Raw genomic sequence first — 18,870 nt, forward strand, 5'->3', positions numbered from 1 at the left:
CGCTGCACATTCGAAGAAGCAGGAGCAATACACGTGAGCATCGACAAGCCCGAGGTCGACTTCCCCGGCGGCGAGCCCCCGGCGGACCTGGAGATCAAGGACATCTGGGAGGGCGACGGCGCCGAGGCCAAGGCGGGCGATCCGATCCGCATGCACTACGTCGGTGTGGCCTTCTCCAGCGGTGAGGAGTTCGACGCGAGCTGGAACCGCGGCCGGACCCTGGACTTCCAGCTCGGTGTCGGTCAGGTCATCCCCGGCTGGGACAAGGGCGTGCAGGGCATGAAGGTCGGCGGCCGCCGCCAGCTGATCATCCCGCCGCACCTGGCGTACGGCGAGCGCGGCGCCGGCAACGTGATCAAGCCGGGCGAGACGCTGATCTTCGTCTGCGACCTGGTCCAGGTCGGCTGAACCGCCGTCGGACTCCGGCGTGAGCCGGGTTCGGAACTTCGAGGGCCCCTGCCTGTCGGCGGGGGCCCTCGGCTTTTGCCTCGACACTCCGTAGCGGTACGGTCGACCGTCGTAGAGCGGCGTGCGTTGCGTGGCAGGTGGGAGAGGGCGTCGATGGCGATTGCCAAGGCAGAGCGGCTGATGAATCTCGCGCTGTGCCTGTTGGGGACCCGGCGGCCGTTGAGCAAGCGCGAGTTGCGCGGCTCCATCGAGGCGTACCTGGAGGCGGGTTCCGACGACTCCTTCAACCGGATGTTCGAGCGGGACAAGGACGACCTGCGGGAACTCGGCCTGGTGATCGAGACGGTCGAGAACCTCGACGGTGACGTCGGTTATCTGGCCCGCCGCGACAGCAACCGCCTGCCGCCCGTCACTCTCGACGCGGAGGAGGCCGCCGCGCTCGGCCTGGCCGCGAAGGTCTGGCAGCAGGCCCGCCTGGCCGGGGCCGCGAGCGGCGCCCTGCAGAAGCTGCGCGCCGCCGGGCTGCCCGAGGAGGTCGATCCGTACGAGCCGCACAGTGCGCTCGAACCGCGGATCCCGGTGCACGAGGCGGCGTTCGAGCCGCTGATGCTGGCCTGCCGCGACCGCCGTCCCGTCGTCTTCGAGTACCGCAAGGCGAACGCCGCCCGCCCGGAGGCCCGGCATGTGGAGCCGTGGGCCCTGGAGTGCTGGCGCGGCCACTGGTACCTGGCGGGCTGGGACCGGGACCGGGGCGCGGAGCGGCTGTTCCGGCTCTCCCGGATCACCGGCAAGGTCCGTTCCCGGGCAGGGAAGTTCACCGCCGAGGTGCCGGACGTCGTGACCGTACGGGAGACCGTGGCGAGCTGGGCCGGGGAGATCGCCGACCGCTCCGCGAAGCTCAGGCTGCGCGCGGGGGCGGGCTACCCGCTGCGCGCCAAGGCCACGTCGGTGCGTGAACTCGGCGACGGCTGGGACGAGTTGGAGATTCCGTACGGGCACGGCATGGACGCCTGGCTCGTGGAGTTCGGGCCCGATGTGGTGGTGCTCGAACCCGCCGAGCTGCGGGCGGACGTCGTGGACCGGCTGCGTGCCGTGGCCACTGGCTGAGGGGGAGACGGACAGACATGGCCGCGAACGCGATCGACCAGACCCGCAGGATGCTGTCCCTCGTCACATATCTCCGCGAGCGCCCCGGCGCCCGGATCGCGGACGTGGCGCGGGCGTTCGGCATCAGCGAGGACGAGCTGATCTCCGACCTCGACGTGCTGCCGCTGTGCGGGACCAGCTTCCGCGGCGGCGACCTGCTCGACATCGACACCGACGGCGAGCGGATCTGGTGGCACAACCCGGCCGCCCTGTCCGCCGAGGCTGCCGCCCCGCTCCGGCTCGCCGCGGACGAGGCGACCGCGCTGCTGGTCGCCGCCCGCGCCGTCGCCACCTTGCCGGGACTGCGCGAGGGCGACCGCGAGGCGCTGCTCCGTGCCACCGCCAAGCTGGAGGCCGCGGCGGGGGAGACGGCCGGGGCCAGCGACCGGCTCTCGGTCACGTTCGAGTCCGAGGGCGGCGTCTTCGCCGAGGTGGACCGGGCGATCTCCGAGCGGCGCCGCCTGTGGGTGCGCTACTACTCGCCCGCGCGCGACGAGCTGACCGAGCGGGAGGTCGACCCGATCCGCCTGTTCGCGCTCGGCCACACGTACATGGAGGCGTGGTGCTACCGCTCCGAGGCGCGGCGCACCTTCCGCCTCGACCGGGTCGCCGAGATCCGCATCCTGGACGAGCCGGCCGCCCCGCCCGAGCTGGAGCTGCGGGACCTGTCCGAGGCGCTGGTGCAGCCGTCGGCCGACGATCCGGAGGTGGTCGTCGAGGTCGGGCCCGGCGGGCGCTGGGTCGCCGAGTACTACCCGCACGACAGCGCGGAGGAGCTGCCCGACGGCGGGCTCCGCATCACCCTGCGCACCCCGGACCCGGCGTCGCTGCGCAGGCTCGCGCTGCGGCTCGGGCCGGACGGCCGGATCACCGAGCCCGGCGACCTGGCGCAGAGCGCGCGGCGCGCGGCGGTGGAGGCGCTCGCCGCGTACGAAGCGGCGGACGGCGAGACGCACGGCGCCCCACACAGCGCTCCGCATGGCGAACCGCATGACGAGGTTCACGATGCGCCAGGGCAGGGGCGGGGGCAGGGAGCTTGAGGGTTTCGGATATGTCGAGTACGTCCGGTAGTTCGGGAAGATCCGGGTTCGCGGTGGTGGGTGCGGGGCGGCCCGCCGACGGTGAGGCCGTGCCCGGCGTCCCGCGCCAGTCGGGCCCCACGCAGTTCAAGGCCGCCTGCCCCGACTGCCGGGCCCGCTTCCAACTGGCCGCCGGTGCCATCCGGTTGGCCATCGGTGCCAGCCGGCGTACCACCTTCTACTCCTTCACCTGCCCCGAGTGCGACGCCGCCGTGCGCAAGCCCGCCGGTGAGCGCATCGTCGAACTCCTCACGCGCGGTGGGGTGCGGACGCTGCGTCTGCACTCCACGGTCTAGGGTGGCGCGCATGTTCTGGCCCATGATCGCGATCGCCCTGGGGTTCCTGGGGCTGGCCGTCCTCGGTGTGCTCGCCGTACGCGTCTTCCTGGAGGTCAGACGCCTCGGAGCGCAGGTCGCCGACACCGCGGGGAAGATCAACCGCGCTGCGGAGGACCTGGAGCGGGCGGCCACGGGCGTTGCGCGGACCGGGCGGGACACGCTCTAGGGCCCGTCTGGGGCCCGTCTCCCGGAGGCCTGTTCCCGGTGCGTGCGCCGGCCGACGAAGCGCGCGATCACAGGCGAGGGGCGACTAGCCAGGAGTACGCAAGGGGATTGCCCTGCGTTTACTCCTGGGGGTTACGATCGCAGTCAAGCACGGTGGTCGGATACCTGTCCGGCCCAACCAGCACCTGATCCTGTCGCCTCGGTGAAGAAGGTAAACCCCATGGGTAGGCTCGGCCCCCTCGAGATCAGCCTGATCATTCTCGTAATCCTCCTTCTTTTCGGCGCGAAGAAGCTGCCCGACATGGCGCGTTCCCTCGGCAAGTCCGCTCGCATCCTCAAGAGCGAGGCCAAGGCGATGAAGAAGGACGACAACAAGGAGAATGCCCCGGCCGACCCGCCGAACCCGGGCGCGGACCAGCAGGCTCCCCGTACGATCCAGGCCGCTCCCGGCGACGTGACGAGTGCACGCCCGGTGAACGAGCCGTCCGACCGTACGACACAGCGCTGATCCGGAGCAGGCCGGAGCGGGCCTGCCGCACGAGATGAGGACGTGGGTTGCTCAAGTCTGCCCGCAAGCAGGAGAAGGACCCCGAGGGGCGGATGCCCCTCGCGGAGCATCTGCGTGAGCTCCGCAACCGGCTCAGCAAGGGAATGCTCGCCATCGTCGTGGTCACGATCGTGGCCGCGTTCTACAGCGAGGAACTCATGGGGTTCCTCACGGAGCCGGTGCCCAGTTGCAAGGGGGGCCTGGGTGAGTCCACCGGTGGCAACTGCGCGGTGGTCTCCTTCAACACGTTGCTTTCGCCCTTCACCACGACGGTGAAGGTCAGCCTGATGGCCGGCGTGATCGTCGCGAGCCCGGTCTGGCTGTATCAGCTGTGGGCGTTCGTCGCGCCCGGTCTGCACAAGAGCGAGAAGAAGTACACGTACACCTTCGTGGCCGCCGCCGTCCCGCTGTTCGCGGCCGGCGCCTACCTCGCGTACGTGATCCTGCCGATCAGCATGAAGGTGCTCCTCGGCATCACCCCAGAGGGCTCCGCGAACATCCTCGCGCTCGACGACGTCCTGGACTTCACCGTCCGCATGGTGCTCGTCTTCGGCCTCGCCTTCGAGCTGCCGCTGCTCCTGGTCATGCTGAACATGACCGGAATGGTCACCGGCCGTCGCATGGCCGGATGGTGGCGCGGTGTCGTCATGGGAGTCTTCGTCTTCGGTGCCGTCGCGACACCCACGACCGACCCGGTCGGAATGATCGCTCTCGCCGGACCCATCGTCGTCCTCTACTTCATGGCCGTCGGCTTCTCCCTTCTGAACGACAAGCGAAGGGCCCGCAACAACCCCGACGCCGCCCTCTCCGACGACGAGGCCTCCGAGCTCGATCTGACGCCCGAGGCCATCGGTGACATCGAGTCCGTGCCGGCCGCGCGGGCGCTCCCCGAGCAGGCGAGCACCGACGCGAACGACCGCGACCGCAGGACGAACGGTTACGACGACATCACCTGATCTTGTAAGGTCCAGCCCCCACAGAGTCCGGAGGGGCCCGCAGTGACCAGCGAGATCACGCTCTTCGTCAATCCCACCGCAGGCCGCGGCCGGGGCGCGCACGCCGCGCAGCCGGCCGCTTCCGCGCTCCGGGCCGCCGGATTCTCCGTGCGCACCCTCGTCGGCGATGGACCCGACGACGCCCTGCGGCGGGCCCGCGAAGCCGTCGAAGGCGGGACCGGCGCGCTCATCGCGGTCGGCGGGGACGGCATGGCGGGCCTCGCCCTGCAGGCCGTCGCCGGCACCCGCACCCCGCTCGGCGTGATCGCCGTCGGCACCGGCAACGACTTCGCCCGCGCCCTCGGCCTGCCCGTACGCGCCCCCGGGGCCGCCGGGAAGCTCGCCGCCGAGGCGCTCAAGAGCGCGCGGATCCGCGAGGTCGACCTCGGCCGGGTCGACGGGCGCTGGTTCGGCACCGTCCTCGCCTCCGGCTTCGACTCCCGCGTCAACGACCGCGGCAACCGCATGACTTGGCCCGGCGGGCGCTTCAAGTACGACCTCGCGATCCTCGCCGAACTCGCCGCGTTCAAGCCGCTGCCCTACCGCATCCGGCTCGACGACGGGCCCGCCTTCGAGGTCGACGCCACCCTCGTCGCCGTCGGCAACGGCAGCTCGTACGGCGGGGGCATGCGGATCTGTGCCGGGGCCGTGCTCGACGACGGGCTCTTCGACGTCACCGTCGTCGGCGACTGCTCGCGCCGCACCCTGCTGCGGGTGTTCCCGCAGGTCTACAAGGGCACCCACCTCGACCACCCGAAGGTCACCGTGCACCGGGCCGCCAAGGTGACCCTGGAGGCGCCGGACGTCACCGGGTACGCCGACGGGGAGCCGCTCGGCGCGCTCCCGCTGACCGCCGAATGCGTGCCCGCAGCGGTCCGCGTTCTCGCGCCCAGAAGCTGACGCCCCGGGCCGAAACCCCAGGCCCGAGCCCCGGCCGAAGTCCCAGGTGAACAAAGATCGCGACGCTGTCAGTGGTGGCGGGTAGGCTCGAAGACAAGATGACAGAGGACCTCTCACCGGCCGAGCGGTACGCGGCAGCCCGCAAGCGGGCTGTCGAGCAGGCCACCGCACTCGCGTCCTTCCGCGAGATGTACGACTTCGGGCTCGACCCCTTCCAGATCGAGGCCTGCCAGGCACTCGAAGCGGGCAACGGCGTGCTCGTCGCCGCGCCCACGGGCTCGGGCAAGACGATCGTCGGCGAGTTCGCCGTCCACCTCGCCCTGAGACAGGGCAAGAAGTGCTTCTACACCACCCCCATCAAGGCGCTGTCCAACCAGAAGTACGCCGATCTGGCCCGCCGTTACGGCCAGGACAAGGTCGGCCTGCTCACCGGCGACAACAGCGTCAACTCCGACGCCCCGATCGTGGTCATGACCACCGAGGTGCTGCGGAACATGCTGTATGCGGGCTCCCAGACCCTGCGCGGCCTCGGGTACGTGGTGATGGACGAGGTGCACTACCTCTCCGACCGCTTCCGCGGCGCCGTCTGGGAGGAAGTGATCATCCACCTCCCCGAGTCGGTCACGCTGGTCTCCCTCTCCGCCACGGTCTCCAACGCCGAGGAGTTCGGGGACTGGCTGGACACCGTCCGCGGCGACACCGAGGTGATCGTCTCCGAGCACCGGCCCGTGCCGCTGTTCCAGCACGTGCTCGCCGGGCGGCGGATGTACGACCTCTTCGAGGAGTCGCAGCAGTCCGGCAAGCGCGCCGTCAACCCGGACCTGCAGCGCATGGCCCGCCTTGAGGACAGCAGACCGGCGTACGGCAGGGACCGCCGCAAGGGCAAGCGGATCCGGGAGGCCGACCGCGAGCGGGAGCGGCGCTCCAGGTCCCGGATCTGGACGCCGGGCCGGCCCGAGGTCATCGACCGCCTGGACTCCGAGGGCCTGCTGCCCGCGATCACGTTCATCTTCAGCCGTGCCGCCTGCGAGGCCGCCGTCCAGCAGTGCCTGTACGCGGGCCTCCGGCTCAACGACGAGGAGGGCAGGCAGAAGGTCCGCGAGATCGTCGAGGAGCGCACGGCCTCCATCCCCGACGAAGACCTGCACGTCCTCGGCTACTTCGAGTGGCTGGAGGCCCTGGAGCGAGGCATCGCCGCGCACCACGCGGGCATGCTGCCGACGTTCAAGGAGGTCGTCGAGGAGCTGTTCGTACGCGGCCTCGTGAAGGCCGTGTTCGCCACCGAGACCCTCGCCCTCGGCATCAACATGCCCGCGCGCTCAGTGGTGTTGGAGAAGCTCGTCAAGTGGAACGGCGAGCAGCACGCCGACATCACCCCCGGTGAGTACACGCAGTTGACCGGCCGTGCAGGCCGCCGCGGCATCGACATCGAGGGCCACGCCGTCGTGCTCTGGCAGCGCGGCATGAACCCCGAGCACCTCGCGGGCCTCGCCGGCACGCGTACGTATCCGCTGCGCTCCAGCTTCAAGCCGTCGTACAACATGGCGGTGAACCTGGTGCACCAGTTCGGGCGGCACCGCTCGCGCGAGCTGCTCGAGACGTCCTTCGCGCAGTTCCAGGCGGACCGCTCGGTCGTCGGCATCTCCCGCCAGGTCCAGCGCAACGAAGAGGGCCTGGAGGGCTACAAGGCCTCCATGACCTGCCACTTGGGCGACTTCGAGGAGTACGCGCGGCTGCGCCGCGAGCTCAAGGACCGGGAGAACGAGCTGGCCAAGCAGGGCGCCGTGCAGCGCCGAGCGGCCGCGGCCGCAGCCCTGGAGAAGCTCAAGCCGGGCGATGTCATCCACGTCCCCACCGGCAAGTTCGCGGGCCTCGCCCTGGTCCTCGACCCGGGCCTGTCCGCGGGCCGTTCCAACGGCCACCGGGGGTACGAGTACCAGGAAGGGCCGCGGCCCCTCGTCCTCACCGCCGAGCGGCAGGTGAAGCGGCTCGCGTCGATGGACTTCCCCGTTCCGGTCGAGGCGCTCGACCGGATGCGGATCCCCAAGTCCTTCAACCCCCGCTCGCCGCAGTCCCGTCGGGACCTGGCCTCCGCGCTGCGCACCAAGGCGGGGCACGTCCGGCCGGAGAAGCACAGCAAGGGCCGCTCGGCCGCGGCGGACGACCGGGAGATCAGCCGGCTGCGGGCCGAGCTGCGCGCTCACCCCTGCCACGGCTGCGACGAGCGCGAGGACCACGCCCGCTGGGCCGAGCGGTACCACCGGCTGAAGCGCGACACCAGACAGCTGGAGCGCCGCATCGAGGGGCGCACCAACACCATCGCGCGCACCTTCGACCGGATCGTCGCGCTCCTCACCGAGCTCGACTATCTCCGCGGGGACGAGGTCACGGACGACGGCCGCCGCCTCGGCCGGCTCTACGGCGAGCTGGACCTGCTCGCCTCCGAATGCCTGCGCGCGGGCGTCTGGGAAGGCCTGAAACCGGCCGAACTCGCCGCGTGCGTCTCGGCGTTGGTGTACGAGGCGCGGGCCGCCGACGACGCGCTCGCGCCGAAGCTGCCGACCGGGCCCGCCAAGGCGGCGCTCGGCGAGATGGTGCGGATCTGGGGTCGGCTCGACGCCCTGGAGGAGGAGTTCCGCATCAACCAGGCGGAGGGCGTCGGCCAGCGCGAGCCCGACCTCGGCTTCGCCTGGGCGGCGTACATGTGGGCGTCCGACAAGAGCCTGGACGAGGTGCTGCGCGAGGCGGAGATGCCGGCCGGTGACTTCGTGCGCTGGTGCAAGCAGGTCATCGACGTGCTCGGTCAGATCGCGGCGGCCGCCCAGGCGGACGGCAGCACGGTCGGCAAGAACGCCCGCAAGGCCGTCGACGCGCTGCTGCGGGGAGTTGTGGCTTACTCGTCGGTCGGCTGATGTTGCGGCTCCGCCCCGGCTGTTGTCGGGGCGGGGCCCGCTGCCCAGGTCTCGTGGTCCGTCCACGCCTGGAGGGTGCGGCGGCTCTCGAAGCGGTGCGCGCGGCCGGTCAGCGGATCGGTGAACTCCAGCGTACGGGCGAGGAGTTGGAGCGGCCGTGAGTAGTCGTCGGGCGCGGGGTCGGCGACGGTCGGGTACACCGGGTCGCCGAGGATCGGCAGGCCGAGCGCGTTCATGTGCACCCGCAGCTGGTGGGTGCGGCCGGTGCGGGGGAGCAGCCGGTAGCGGGCGAGCGGTCCGCCGGGGCCGTGCTCGCGGTGCTCGACGAGCTCGATCCGGCTCTCGCTGTTGGGCTCACCCGGCACCTCGTACGCGGCGATGATCCCGCGGTCCTTCACGATCCGGCTGCGGACCGTGCGCGGCAGGGCGAGAGCCGGATCGTACGGGGCGATCGCCTCGTACTCCTTGTGGACCCGCTTGTCGGCGAACATCCGCTGGTACGCGCCGCGTTCGGCGGGGTGCAGCGTGAACAGGACGAGGCCGGCGGTGAGCCGGTCCAGGCGGTGGGCCGGGGAGAGGCGCGGCAGGTCGAGCTCGCGACGGAGGCGGGCCAGGGCGGTCTCGGTGATGTGGCTGCCGCGGGGGGTGGTGGCGAGGAAGTGCGGCTTGTCCACGACGAGCAGATGCGCGTCCCGGTAGAGCACGCGGAGCGGGAACGGGACGCGGGGCTCGGGGGCGAGGGGGCGGTGGAACCAGAGGTGTCCGCCCGGGACGTAGGGGCTGGTTGCGGTCAACAGACCGTCCACGTCTGCGACTTGGCCGGCTTCGAGCAGTCCGTCCACGACTTCGGCGGGGACGGGGAGGCGGTCCACCAGGTGGTCTCTTACGGTCGCCCACTCCCCGTCGAGCGGCAGTCGCAGGTGCACCGGGTCGATTCCGTCGCGCTGGGGGAGCGGGGAGTCAGGGATCCGGGGCTTGCGTCTGGGCACGGTGGTAAGGGTACGGGGGCTTTTGCGGAGGGGGTCTTGCCGTGGTCGGGTGCTTGCCGTTGACTCGGGCGCCGTTGATCGCCCTCCGGGCTCGTCCTCAAGCGCCGGACGGGCTGGAATTGGCGGGCGGAGTGGAGTTTGTCGGCCCAGGCCCAGGCCAAGCCCAGGCCAAGCCCAGGCCAAGCCCAGGCCCAAGCCGTGTCCGGGGCCCAGGCCCAAGCTATGTCCGGGCCCGCCCGCAGGAGTGGTTCGGGCCGTAGGCGTGGTTCAGGCGGCCGTTGCCGGGGTGGTGGGGGATTCCTGTTCCGCCTCCACCTGGGCGTTCCACTCGCGCTTCGCGGACTGCCAGCCGTCCTCGTTGTGGCCGAGGCGCCAGTAGCCGGAGATGGAGAGGCGTTCGCGGGGGATCTCGCGGTCCAGGCGGAGGTGGCGGCGGAGTTCCTTCACGAAGCCCGCCTCGCCGTGGACGAAGGCCTGGACGTCGTCCGGCGGGAAGTCGAGGGCGCGCACCGCCGAGACGAGGGCCTCGCCGACCGGGCGGGTGCCGCGGTGGAGCCACGTGATGCGGTCGGCGCCGGGGGAGTCGGCGGCGTACCGCTCCTCCTCCGGGCCCGACACCTCGACGAAGGCGTGTGCCCGCGCACCCGGCGGCAGCTGCTCGACGGACGCGGCGATCGCCGGCAGGGCGCTCTCGTCGCCGGCGAGGAGATGCCAGCCGGCGGCGGTGTCCGGTGCGTACCCGCCGCCCGGACCGAGGAAGCGGAGCTGCTCGCCCGGCCGGGCCGCGGTGGACCACGGGCCGGCCAGGCCCTCGTCGCCGTGCACCACGAAGTCCACGGTCAGTTCGCGGAGTTCGGGGTTCCAGGCGCGCACCGTGTACGTACGCGTCACCGGCCACTGCTCGCGCGGGAAGTCCGCGCGGATCTGCTGGATGTCGAACGGCTCGGGATAGCTCACGCCCGCGGCCGGGAACAGCAGCTTGATGTAGTGGTCGGTGTACGCGCCCGCCTCGAACCGGTCGAGCCCGGGGCCGCCGAGCACCACCCGCTGCATGTGCGGGGTGAGCCGCTCCGTGCGGAGCACCTCCGCGAGGTGGGCCTTCGGCGCTGTACGGGCCGGACGTTCTGCCACGGAGGCCTCCCTGACGAGGAATTGCTTAGGTAAGCCTAAGTTAACACCTCAGCCTTCGAGGACGGAGAGAAGTCGCTTCACTCGGCCCGTCAGGCCCCACCGGTCGGCGAGCTCTTCCAGTGCCGCCGGATCGCGCGGCTCGCGGGGCAGGGTGAGCGGCACGTCCGGGACCGGGACGTCCGTGGCGACCCGGACGACCTTCGGCGCCACCGCGAGATACGGGCGGGACTCGTCCAGGCGCTTGCGCTGCGTGGGAGTGAGCTTCGACTTCGGGTCGTCGACGGCGGCCATGATCCCGTCGAGGTCGCCGAACTGGGCGATCAGCTTGGCCGCGGTCTTCTCGCCGATGCCGGGCACGCCGGGCAGTCCGTCGCTCGGGTCGCCGCGCAGCAGCGCCAGGTCGACATAGCCGGCGCCGTCCACCGCGTACTTCTCGCGCAGCCACTCCTCGTCGGTGACCTGCAGGGTGCCGACGCCCTTGATCGGGTACAGGACGCGGATCTCCCGCTTGTCGTCGACCAGTTGGTAGAGGTCGCGGTCGCCCGTGACGATGTCGACCGGGCCGGTGGCGCGGGCTGCGAGCGTGCCGATCACGTCGTCCGCCTCGTACCCCTGTGCGCCGATGCGGGCGATGCCGAGGGCGTCCAGGATGTCCTCGATGATCGGGACCTGCGGGGAGAGGGTGTCCGGGATCTCCTCCGTGTAGTCGGAGTCCCCGTCGTCTTCCGCCTCCTCCGCCACGCGGTGCGCCTTGTACGAGGGGATCAGGTCCACCCGCCACTGCGGGCGCCAGTCCGCGTCCATGCACGCGACCAGCTCGTCGGGGTGGTGGTCGAGGACCAGGCGCGTGATGAATTCGAGCAGCCCGCGCACGGCGTTGACCGGGGTGCCGTCCGGGGCCTTCACGGATTCCGGGACGCCGAAGTACGCCCGGAAGTACAGGGAAGCGGTGTCGAGGAGCATGAGCCGTCGTGTTTGCTGCGTCACACGGGCATCATGCCGCACCCCGCTGACAGTGCCCTGGCGTCGAGCCGACAGTGGTCCGGCGTCGGGCCGGTGGTGCCCCCGCGTCGACCGCGCCACCCCGAATCGATCACGCACCGTAGGGGTTCGTGCACGCAAACGGAACGTGAACCTCCAGCGTTGTGAGCTGGAACACTCTTGCGTTTCAGGCCAGTTGGCCAGGGCAGGCGCGAAGCCGGAGCGAACCGATTGACGGATTCAACTAGTCCGATTGAAACGGTGAGCGGGAGGAATCCGCGCCGCTCCACGGCCCGCCGGCGGGGGAGGCGGGCCGTCTGACGTACGAACCGAGAGGCTTTATGTCCAGGCTGCAGGCTGAGCATCTGTACAAGGTGTTCGGCAGACGACCCGATGACGCGGTGCGCAGGCTCGAGAGCGGCGCCGACCGTGACGAGCTCCGCGCCGACGGCACCACCGCCGCGGTGATCGACGCTTCGTTCACCGTCGAGCCGGGCCAGATCTTCGTCGTCATGGGTCTGTCCGGATCCGGCAAGTCCACGCTGCTGCGCATGCTCAACGGACTGCTCGAGCCGACCGCGGGCCGGGTGCTCTTCGACGGTGAGGACATCACGCACCTCACCCCGCGCAAGCTGCGTGACGTGCGCTCGAAGAAGATCAGCATGGTCTTCCAGCACTTCGCCCTCTTCCCGCACCGCAGCGTTCTGGAGAACGCCGCGTACGGGCTCGAGGTGCAGGGTGTCCCGCGCAAGGAGCGCGAGCGGCGCGCCACCGAGGCGCTGCGCCTCTGCGGCCTCGAGGGCTGGGAGAAGTCCTGGCCCGACGAGCTGTCCGGCGGTATGCAGCAGCGTGTGGGCCTGGCCCGCGCGCTCGCCACGGACGCCGATCTGCTGCTCATGGACGAGTCGTTCAGCGCGCTCGACCCGCTGATCCGCCGTGACATGCAGGACCAGCTCCTGGAGCTGCAGAAGACCCTGCAGAAGACCATCGTCTTCATCACCCACGACCTCAACGAGGCGATGCGCCTCGGCGACCAGATCGCGGTCATGCGGGACGGCCGGATCGTCCAGATCGGCAGCTCCGAGGACATCCTCGTGCGCCCCGCCAACGACTACGTCGCGTCCTTCATCCAGGACGTGGACCGGTCCCGCGTGCTCACCGCCGGCGCGGTCATGGAGCCGGTCGAGGGTTCCGCCGACGCCGTGCGCGCGGCCGCGCCCGCGACGGTCGGCAAGGACACCCCGCTGGTCGAGCTGTTCGCGCTGTGCGCCGCCGCCGAGGCCCCCGTCGCCGTGGCTGACGCCGCGGGCGAGGTCGTCGGCCAGGTCACGCGCACCCGCCTGCTCGCCTCTCTCGGCGAGGAGGGCGGCGCCGCCGAGGCCGCCCCCGTACCGCACCAGCGGGACGAGGCGGCGACGGAGCCGGCCAAGCAGCACGACGAGGCGGACCTCAAGGCCGCCGAGCCCGAGGACGCGAAGCCCGGCAAGGACGAGAAGTCCGCCGGAGACGCGAAGTCGGACGTGAAGCAGGACGAGAAGGCCGTCGAGGGCGTGAAGCCCGACGAAGGCGACGCCGACGACGCCGAGGAGGTGCCCGCCAATGCCTAGGGTCCCCCTCGGTGACTGGGTCAACAGCGGAGTCACCTGGCTCCTCGACCACATGAACTGGCTGTTCGACGCCGTCAAGGCGGTCGTCACCGGCCTCTACGACGGCATCGTGGCCGTCCTGTCCGCCCCCGAGCCGCTGCTGCTCGTCGGCATCTTCGCCGTGATCGCCTTCTGGCTGCGCGGCCTGCTCGCCGGTGTGCTCACCTTCGCCGGCTTCGGGCTGATCATCTCGATGGAACTCTGGGACAACGCGATGATCACGTTGGCCCTGGTGCTCGTCGCCACGATCATCGCCCTGGTCGTCTCGGTGCCGCTGGGCATCTGGGCGGCGCGCTCCAACACCGTCAGCGGAATCGTCCGGCCCGTCCTGGACTTCATGCAGACGCTGCCCGCGATGATCTACCTGATCCCGGCCATCCTGTTCTTCGGCATGGGTGCGTCCGCGGGCATCATCGCGACCCTGATCTTCGCCCTGGCCCCCGGCGTCCGTATGACGGAGCTGGGCATCCGCCAGGTCGACGAGGAACTGGTCGAGGCGGCCGAGGCGTTCGGCACCACGCCGCGCAACACGCTGCTCCGCGTCCAGCTCCCGCTGGCCCTGCCGACGATCATGGCGGGCGTCAACCAGGTCATCATGCTGGGCCTGTCCATGGCCGCGATCGCGGGCATGGTCGGCACCGGCGGCCTCGGCGGCGACGTCAACCAGTCCATCGGCCAGCTCGACGTCGGCCTCGGCGCCGAGGCCGGATTCTCCATCGTCATCCTCGCCATCTACCTGGACCGCATCACCGGTTCGCTCGGCAGCCAGGTCTCCCCGCTCGGCCGTCGCGCCGCCGCCAAGGCGCGCGCCGCGCAGGGCCTGAAGATCTGGAGCTACCGCCCGCGCCCCGCGTTCGCGGTCGTCGGCGTCGTGATCCTCGCCCTCGTGGCGGGCGGCCTGAACTTCGTCGGCAAGTCCGAGACCGAGGCGGCCGGCGACGGCAGCAACGTCGGCCAGGGCAAGAAGATCTCCATGGGCTACATCCCGTGGGACGAGGGCGTCGCCTCCACCTTCCTCTGGAAGGAGATCCTGGAGCAGCGCGGCTTCAAGCCCGAGGTCAAGCAGCTTGAGGCGGGACCGCTCTACACCTCGCTCGCGCAGGGCCAGCTGGACTTCCAGACCGACGCCTGGCTGCCCACCACGCACGAGGAGTACTGGAAGAAGTACGGCACCAAGCTGGAGGACATGGGCGACTGGTACGGCCCGACCTCCCTGGAGCTCACCGTGCCCTCGTACATGAAGGGCATCGACTCGCTCGAGGACCTCAAGGGCCAGGGCAAGAAGTTCAAGGGCAAGATCATCGGCATCGAGCCCAGCGCCGGCATGATGAAGCTCCTCAAGGACAAGGTCCTCAAGGAGTACGGCCTGGAAGGCGAGTTCGAGGTCGTCGACGGCTCGACGCCCGCGATGCTGGCCGAGCTGAAGCGCGCGTACGCCAAGAAGGAGCCCATCGTCACCACCCTGTGGTCGCCGCACTGGGCCTACAGCGACTTCGACCTGAAGAAGCTCAAGGACCCGAAGGGCGCCTGGGGCGAGGGCGACCAGGTGCACACCGTGGCCCGCAAGGGCTTCGGCGCCGAGAACCCCGAGCTCGCCAAGTGGCTGAAGGACTTCAAGCTCACCGAGAAGCAGCTCACCAGCCTTGAGTCGGAGATCAACAAGTCCGGCAAGGGCAAGCAGCAGGAAGCCGTCCGCGCCTGGCTGAAGAAGAACCCCGGCCTGGTCGACAAGCTCGCCCCGGTCCAGAAGAAGGCGCCCACCGAGGGTGGCAAGGGCGAGGCCGCGCGCCCCGTCAACGTGGCCTGGTTCCCGTGGGACGAGGACGTCGCCGTGACGTACCTCTGGAAGCACGTCCTGGAGGAGCGCGGCTACAAGCTGAACCTCAAGCAGTCCGACGTGGGCCCCGTCTTCGCCGGTCTCGCCTCGGGCTCCCTCGACGTCAACTTCGACGCCTGGCTGCCGACCACGCAGAAGCAGTACTGGGACAAGCACAAGAAGGACCTGACCAAGCTCGGCTCGTGGTACAGCCCGACCTCCCTGGAGATCGCGGTCCCGTCGTACGTCAAGGGCGTCAAGTCCATCGAGGACCTCAAGGGTCGCTCCGGCGAGTTCAAGGGCAGGATCATCGGCATTGAGCCGGGCGCCGGGATCATGACCACGATGAAGGACAAGATCCTTCCGGGGTACGGCCTCGACAAGGAGTACGAGCTCGTCGAGGGCTCCACGCCCGCGATGCTGGCCGAGCTGAAGCGCTCGTACGCCAAGAAGGAGCCGGTCGCCGTCCTGCTGTGGACGCCGCACTGGGCCTACAGCGAGTACGGCATGACCAAGCTGAAGGACGACAAGGGCCTGTTCGGCGAGGGCGACAAGCTCTACAACGTCGGCAGCAAGCAGTTCCCGAAGCAGTACCCGCAGCTCACCAAGTGGCTGAAGAACTTCAAGATGAGCGAGGAAGAGCTCGCCAGCCTGGAGAACGACATCAAGAAGGCCGGCAAGGGCCATGAGGAAGAGGCCGTGGACGCGTGGCTGAAGGGCCACCCGGGCATGGTCGACCGGATGGCGCCGATCCAGTAGTTCCGGCAGCACACACTCCCGAGGGGTGGGTTTCCCCAGGTCCCGTGGCCTGAGGCGAAACCCACCCCTCGGGGCGTTCCGGGGCCCTGTCCGCCGCCGCGGGCTTCTCCCCTCCCCGCCCCTTCCCGAACTGGGGCTCCGCCCCAGACCCCTCCCCCAAGCTCTCGGCTTCGCTCGAGCAGGGGGACCCCCATCTCAAACGCCGGAAGGGCTGAATTGGGTCGGTGATACGGGCCCCGACAGGGGCGCGGGAAACTGCGCGACCAGCCACGACGTCGGGGCAGCCGAAGAACACAGCGCCGCAGGCTTTCGGGAAGGGGCGGGGAGGGGCAAGGCGCGCGAGCGGCCGCGACGGCGGGGCAGCCGAAAAGCAGCCGAGGGCGGCCGGGGCAGCCGCGCAGCCAGGTAACTGATCTTCTGGCGCACACTGGAAGGGTGAACCAGACGGTGTACGGGCCGCCCTTCCGGCCGGTACGGTCCGACCCCGGCCGGTTTGCACCGGGCGCCCGGAGCAGCCGCACGATTGGCAGGGCGCGGGCCGCGCTGCTTGCGTAGGGTGCGGAGACAGGATCGGACCGAAGCGACAGAGGGGGGCCGGACCATGGACGACAAGGAATCCGCGCGGGTCGGCGTGGCCATCCGGCGCCGCCGCCGCGCGCTGAGCCTCACGCTCGCCGCCGTGTCGGGGCGCAGCGGCCTCTCGGTGCCCTTCCTCAGCCAGGTCGAGAACGAGAAGGCCCGGCCCAGCCGCGCCTCCCTGGAGCGGGTCGCGGACGCGCTCGGCACGACCGCCGTGGAGCTGCTCTCGGCCGCCGACGCGGAGCGCACCGTCGAGGTGGTCCGCGCCGAGCCCGAGACCGCCGAGCCCAGCACACGCCTCCTCGTGAACGGCCGACACCAGCTGCACGCCCTGGAGTTCATCGGCGACCACGACGCGGGCCGCGAGTTCCAGCACCGCAACGACGAGCTGCTCTACGTCGTCGAGGGCGCCGTCGAGGTCGAGGCGGAGGGCCGGGCATACCGGCTCGCGCGCGGCGACTCGATGTTCCTGTCCGGCGGCGTGCGGCACCGGTGGCGGGCCGAGGTGCCCGAGACGCGGGTGCTCGTCGTCGCCGTGGGCGAGCACGTCAAGGCGGAGCCGGAGTGAGCCCGCGATGAGGGTCGTCTCGCTCGTGCCGTCGCTCACCGAGGCGGTGGCGCACAGCGCGCCCGGCCTCCTTGTCGGGGCCACCGACTGGTGCAGCCACCCGGCGGAGCTGGACGCGGCGGGGCTCGTACGCGTCGGCGGGACGAAGAACCCCGACGTGCCGGGCATCGTCCGGCTCGCCCCCGACCTGGTCATCGCCAACGAGGAGGAGAACCGCGCCCCGGACCTCGCCGCGCTGCGCGCCGCCGGGCTCGACGTCCTCGTCACCGAGATCCGCGACCTGCCCTCCGCCCTGCACGAACTGGACCGGGTCCTCGTGCACGGCTGCGGCCTGGCGCGCCCGGAGTGGCTCGACGCGGCCGCGGCGGCCTGGGAGTCGCCGCCCGAGCCGCTCGGCGTCCGCGCCGTCGTGCCGATCTGGCGCCGCCCCTGGATGGTCCTCGGCCGCGCCACCTTCGCCGGCGATCTGCTCGCCCGGCTCGGCGTCGTCAACGTGTACGCGGGGCACGCGGAGCGCTACCCCCGCATCCCCCTTGACCGACTGCGGGCGTCGGGGGCGGAGTTGGCGGTCCTGCCGGACGAGCCGTACCGCTTCACTGCCGAGGACGGGCCCGAGGCGTTCCCCGGCCTGCCCGCCGCCCTCGTCGACGGCCGCCGGCTCACCTGGTACGGGCCTTCGCTCGTGACGGCTCCACGGGTGCTCTTGGAGCAACTACGTTCAGCCGTACGGTAGTTGGCGGGGGTGGATCAGGCCGTTGCCGGGGCCGGAGCCGGGGCCGGAGTCGGGGCGGTGAGGAGGCGGCCCGAGGCGAGGCCGCGCAGCGTGCCGATCGCGGCGACCACCCAGGCGGCCACGAGGAAGACGTACAGGCCGGTCGCCAGCCACTCGTACGCGGCCAGGCCGGTGTGCCGGGCCAGACCCGCCGCGCCCGTGACACACGTGCCGACCGGGAACGTGAAGCCCCACCACGTCATGCTGAACCCGAGACCGGACCGGGCCGCCCGCACCACCAGGGCGAGCGCGAGCGCCAGCCACAGCAGGGCGAAGCCGAGCACCGGCACCCCGTACACCACCGCGAAGGCCTCGAAGGCGCCCGCGTACGAGCCGCCGATGGCGTCCGGGGCCACGTCGGCAAGGGAGTTGACGGCGGTCGTGGACTGGCCGAGCGGGCCGAGGACCAGGAACAGCGTGGGCGTGAGGGCGAGCGGCAGCGGGCCGTGCACCACGAGCCGGCCGAATATCAGCGGCAGCATCAGGAGCGTGGCGAGCAGGCTCAGGCCGAACATCGCGTAGCTGCCGAGCAGCATCGCCTCCTGCCACTGCCCGGCCGGCAGATACGGAAGCAGCAGCGGCCCCTGCGCGGCGGACACCATCGGCGCCACCACGGGCAGCAGCCACACCGGCGACGCCGTGCCCGGGGCGACCTTGTGCCGGGCCACCATCAGGTACGGGATCGCGGCCGCCGCGAGCAGGCCGAGCGCGGTGCCGGCCGTGAACAGCGCGAGGTCGACGGCGACGGCCGTGCGCTCGCCGAGCACCTCGGCGCCGACGGTGAGGGTGCCGCCGCCGACCGCGAGCAACGCCATCGACAGGCAGCCGTAGAACGGGGCCACCGCCGGGTCGAGCAGATGCGCCCTGGCCTGGTCCCGGTGGTGCAGCCAGTGTCCGGCGCGGGCGACGAGCAGGGCGGCGAGCAGCAGCGCGGACAGCGCCCACACGGCGACGGCGGCAGCGTGCGGCACCGGCGCGGGCAGCGCCGTCCCGGCCGAGGCGACGATCGCGGTGCCCATGACGGCCGCGTACCAGTTGGGGCCGAGGTGGCGCAGGGGAGAGGTGGTCCTGCGGTCCGCCGCCAGTGCGGGGGAGGGAAGGTGCTGCGGGTGCGCGTAGCTTGCCATGACCTCAGCGTC

General features: G+C 71.2%; 17 protein-coding genes. 13 read left to right on the forward strand and 4 right to left on the reverse strand.

Features of this window, described 5'->3' with window-relative positions; all coding sequences use genetic code 11:
- The first annotated feature begins 33 nt into the window (after positions 1-33).
- The 9 genes from QIS96_RS25095 (at position 34) to QIS96_RS25135 (ending at position 8,490) form a co-directional block, all read left to right on the forward strand.
- Entirely contained in the window at positions 34-408 is a 375-nt protein-coding gene (locus tag QIS96_RS25095; protein ID WP_282545002.1) for an FKBP-type peptidyl-prolyl cis-trans isomerase, read from the forward strand.
- 153 nt (positions 409-561) lie between these two features.
- Positions 562-1,515, forward strand: coding sequence for a helix-turn-helix transcriptional regulator (locus tag QIS96_RS25100; protein WP_282545003.1), 954 nt, complete (start codon positions 562-564; stop codon positions 1,513-1,515).
- Positions 1,516-1,532: 17 nt separating this feature from the next.
- Positions 1,533-2,594: a helix-turn-helix transcriptional regulator gene (locus QIS96_RS25105; protein ID WP_282545004.1), complete on the forward strand. Its 1,062-nt coding sequence runs from the start codon at positions 1,533-1,535 to the stop codon at positions 2,592-2,594.
- Between the two features lie 11 nt (positions 2,595-2,605).
- The gene (locus QIS96_RS25110; protein WP_282545005.1) at positions 2,606-2,929 is read left to right on the forward strand and encodes a hypothetical protein; all 324 of its coding nucleotides are present in this window, start codon (positions 2,606-2,608) and stop codon (positions 2,927-2,929) included.
- Positions 2,930-2,939: 10 nt separating this feature from the next.
- Positions 2,940-3,137 carry a hypothetical protein gene (locus QIS96_RS25115; RefSeq protein WP_282545006.1) on the forward strand — a complete coding sequence of 66 codons (198 nt, stop codon included), beginning with the start codon at positions 2,940-2,942 and terminating at the stop codon, positions 3,135-3,137.
- Positions 3,138-3,356: 219 nt separating this feature from the next.
- Positions 3,357-3,644, forward strand: coding sequence for a Sec-independent protein translocase subunit TatA (tatA, locus tag QIS96_RS25120; protein WP_282545007.1), 288 nt, complete (start codon positions 3,357-3,359; stop codon positions 3,642-3,644).
- Between the two features lie 92 nt (positions 3,645-3,736).
- Entirely contained in the window at positions 3,737-4,639 is a 903-nt protein-coding gene (gene tatC, locus QIS96_RS25125) for a twin-arginine translocase subunit TatC (RefSeq protein WP_282545080.1), read from the forward strand.
- Between the two features lie 42 nt (positions 4,640-4,681).
- Entirely contained in the window at positions 4,682-5,578 is an 897-nt protein-coding gene (locus tag QIS96_RS25130) for a diacylglycerol kinase (RefSeq protein ID WP_282545008.1), read from the forward strand.
- A 98-nt stretch (positions 5,579-5,676) separates the two neighbouring features.
- Entirely contained in the window at positions 5,677-8,490 is a 2,814-nt protein-coding gene (locus QIS96_RS25135) for a DEAD/DEAH box helicase (RefSeq protein WP_282545009.1), read from the forward strand.
- Here QIS96_RS25135 and QIS96_RS25140 read toward each other — a convergent pair.
- From QIS96_RS25140 to QIS96_RS25150, 3 genes are all read right to left on the reverse strand, one after another.
- Entirely contained in the window at positions 8,472-9,479 is a 1,008-nt protein-coding gene (locus QIS96_RS25140; RefSeq protein WP_282545010.1) for a pseudouridine synthase, read from the reverse strand. The genes QIS96_RS25135 and QIS96_RS25140 overlap by 19 nt on opposite strands.
- A 267-nt stretch (positions 9,480-9,746) precedes the next feature.
- On the reverse strand, positions 9,747-10,610 hold the full coding sequence (locus QIS96_RS25145) for a siderophore-interacting protein (RefSeq protein ID WP_282545011.1): 864 nt from the start codon (positions 10,608-10,610) through the stop codon (positions 9,747-9,749).
- A 48-nt stretch (positions 10,611-10,658) separates the two neighbouring features.
- Positions 10,659-11,573, reverse strand: a complete 915-nt coding sequence (locus QIS96_RS25150; RefSeq protein ID WP_282545081.1) for a 5'-3' exonuclease — start codon at positions 11,571-11,573, stop codon at positions 10,659-10,661.
- Positions 11,574-11,932: 359 nt separating this feature from the next.
- Between QIS96_RS25150 and QIS96_RS25155 the strand changes: the two genes are divergently transcribed.
- The 4 genes from QIS96_RS25155 (at position 11,933) to QIS96_RS25170 (ending at position 17,692) form a co-directional block, all read left to right on the forward strand.
- Entirely contained in the window at positions 11,933-13,198 is a 1,266-nt protein-coding gene (locus tag QIS96_RS25155) for a quaternary amine ABC transporter ATP-binding protein (RefSeq protein WP_282545012.1), read from the forward strand.
- Complete coding sequence (locus tag QIS96_RS25160) at positions 13,191-15,812, forward strand: ABC transporter permease/substrate binding protein (RefSeq protein WP_282545013.1); 2,622 nt, start codon at positions 13,191-13,193, stop codon at positions 15,810-15,812. Before QIS96_RS25155 ends, QIS96_RS25160 begins: the two co-directional genes overlap by 8 nt.
- A gap of 601 nt (positions 15,813-16,413) precedes the next feature.
- Positions 16,414-16,959 carry a helix-turn-helix domain-containing protein gene (locus tag QIS96_RS25165; RefSeq protein WP_282545014.1) on the forward strand — a complete coding sequence of 182 codons (546 nt, stop codon included), beginning with the start codon at positions 16,414-16,416 and terminating at the stop codon, positions 16,957-16,959.
- Positions 16,960-16,966: 7 nt separating this feature from the next.
- The gene (locus tag QIS96_RS25170) at positions 16,967-17,692 is read left to right on the forward strand and encodes a helical backbone metal receptor (protein ID WP_282545015.1); all 726 of its coding nucleotides are present in this window, start codon (positions 16,967-16,969) and stop codon (positions 17,690-17,692) included.
- Between the two features lie 14 nt (positions 17,693-17,706).
- Here QIS96_RS25170 and QIS96_RS25175 read toward each other — a convergent pair whose 3' ends face one another.
- Positions 17,707-18,858: a TDT family transporter gene (locus QIS96_RS25175; protein WP_282545016.1), complete on the reverse strand. Its 1,152-nt coding sequence runs from the start codon at positions 18,856-18,858 to the stop codon at positions 17,707-17,709.
- Between the last annotated feature and the right edge of the window lie 12 nt (positions 18,859-18,870).

Source organism: Streptomyces cavernicola, from assembly GCF_029968035.1.
GTDB lineage: Bacteria > Actinomycetota > Actinomycetes > Streptomycetales > Streptomycetaceae > Streptomyces > Streptomyces cavernicola.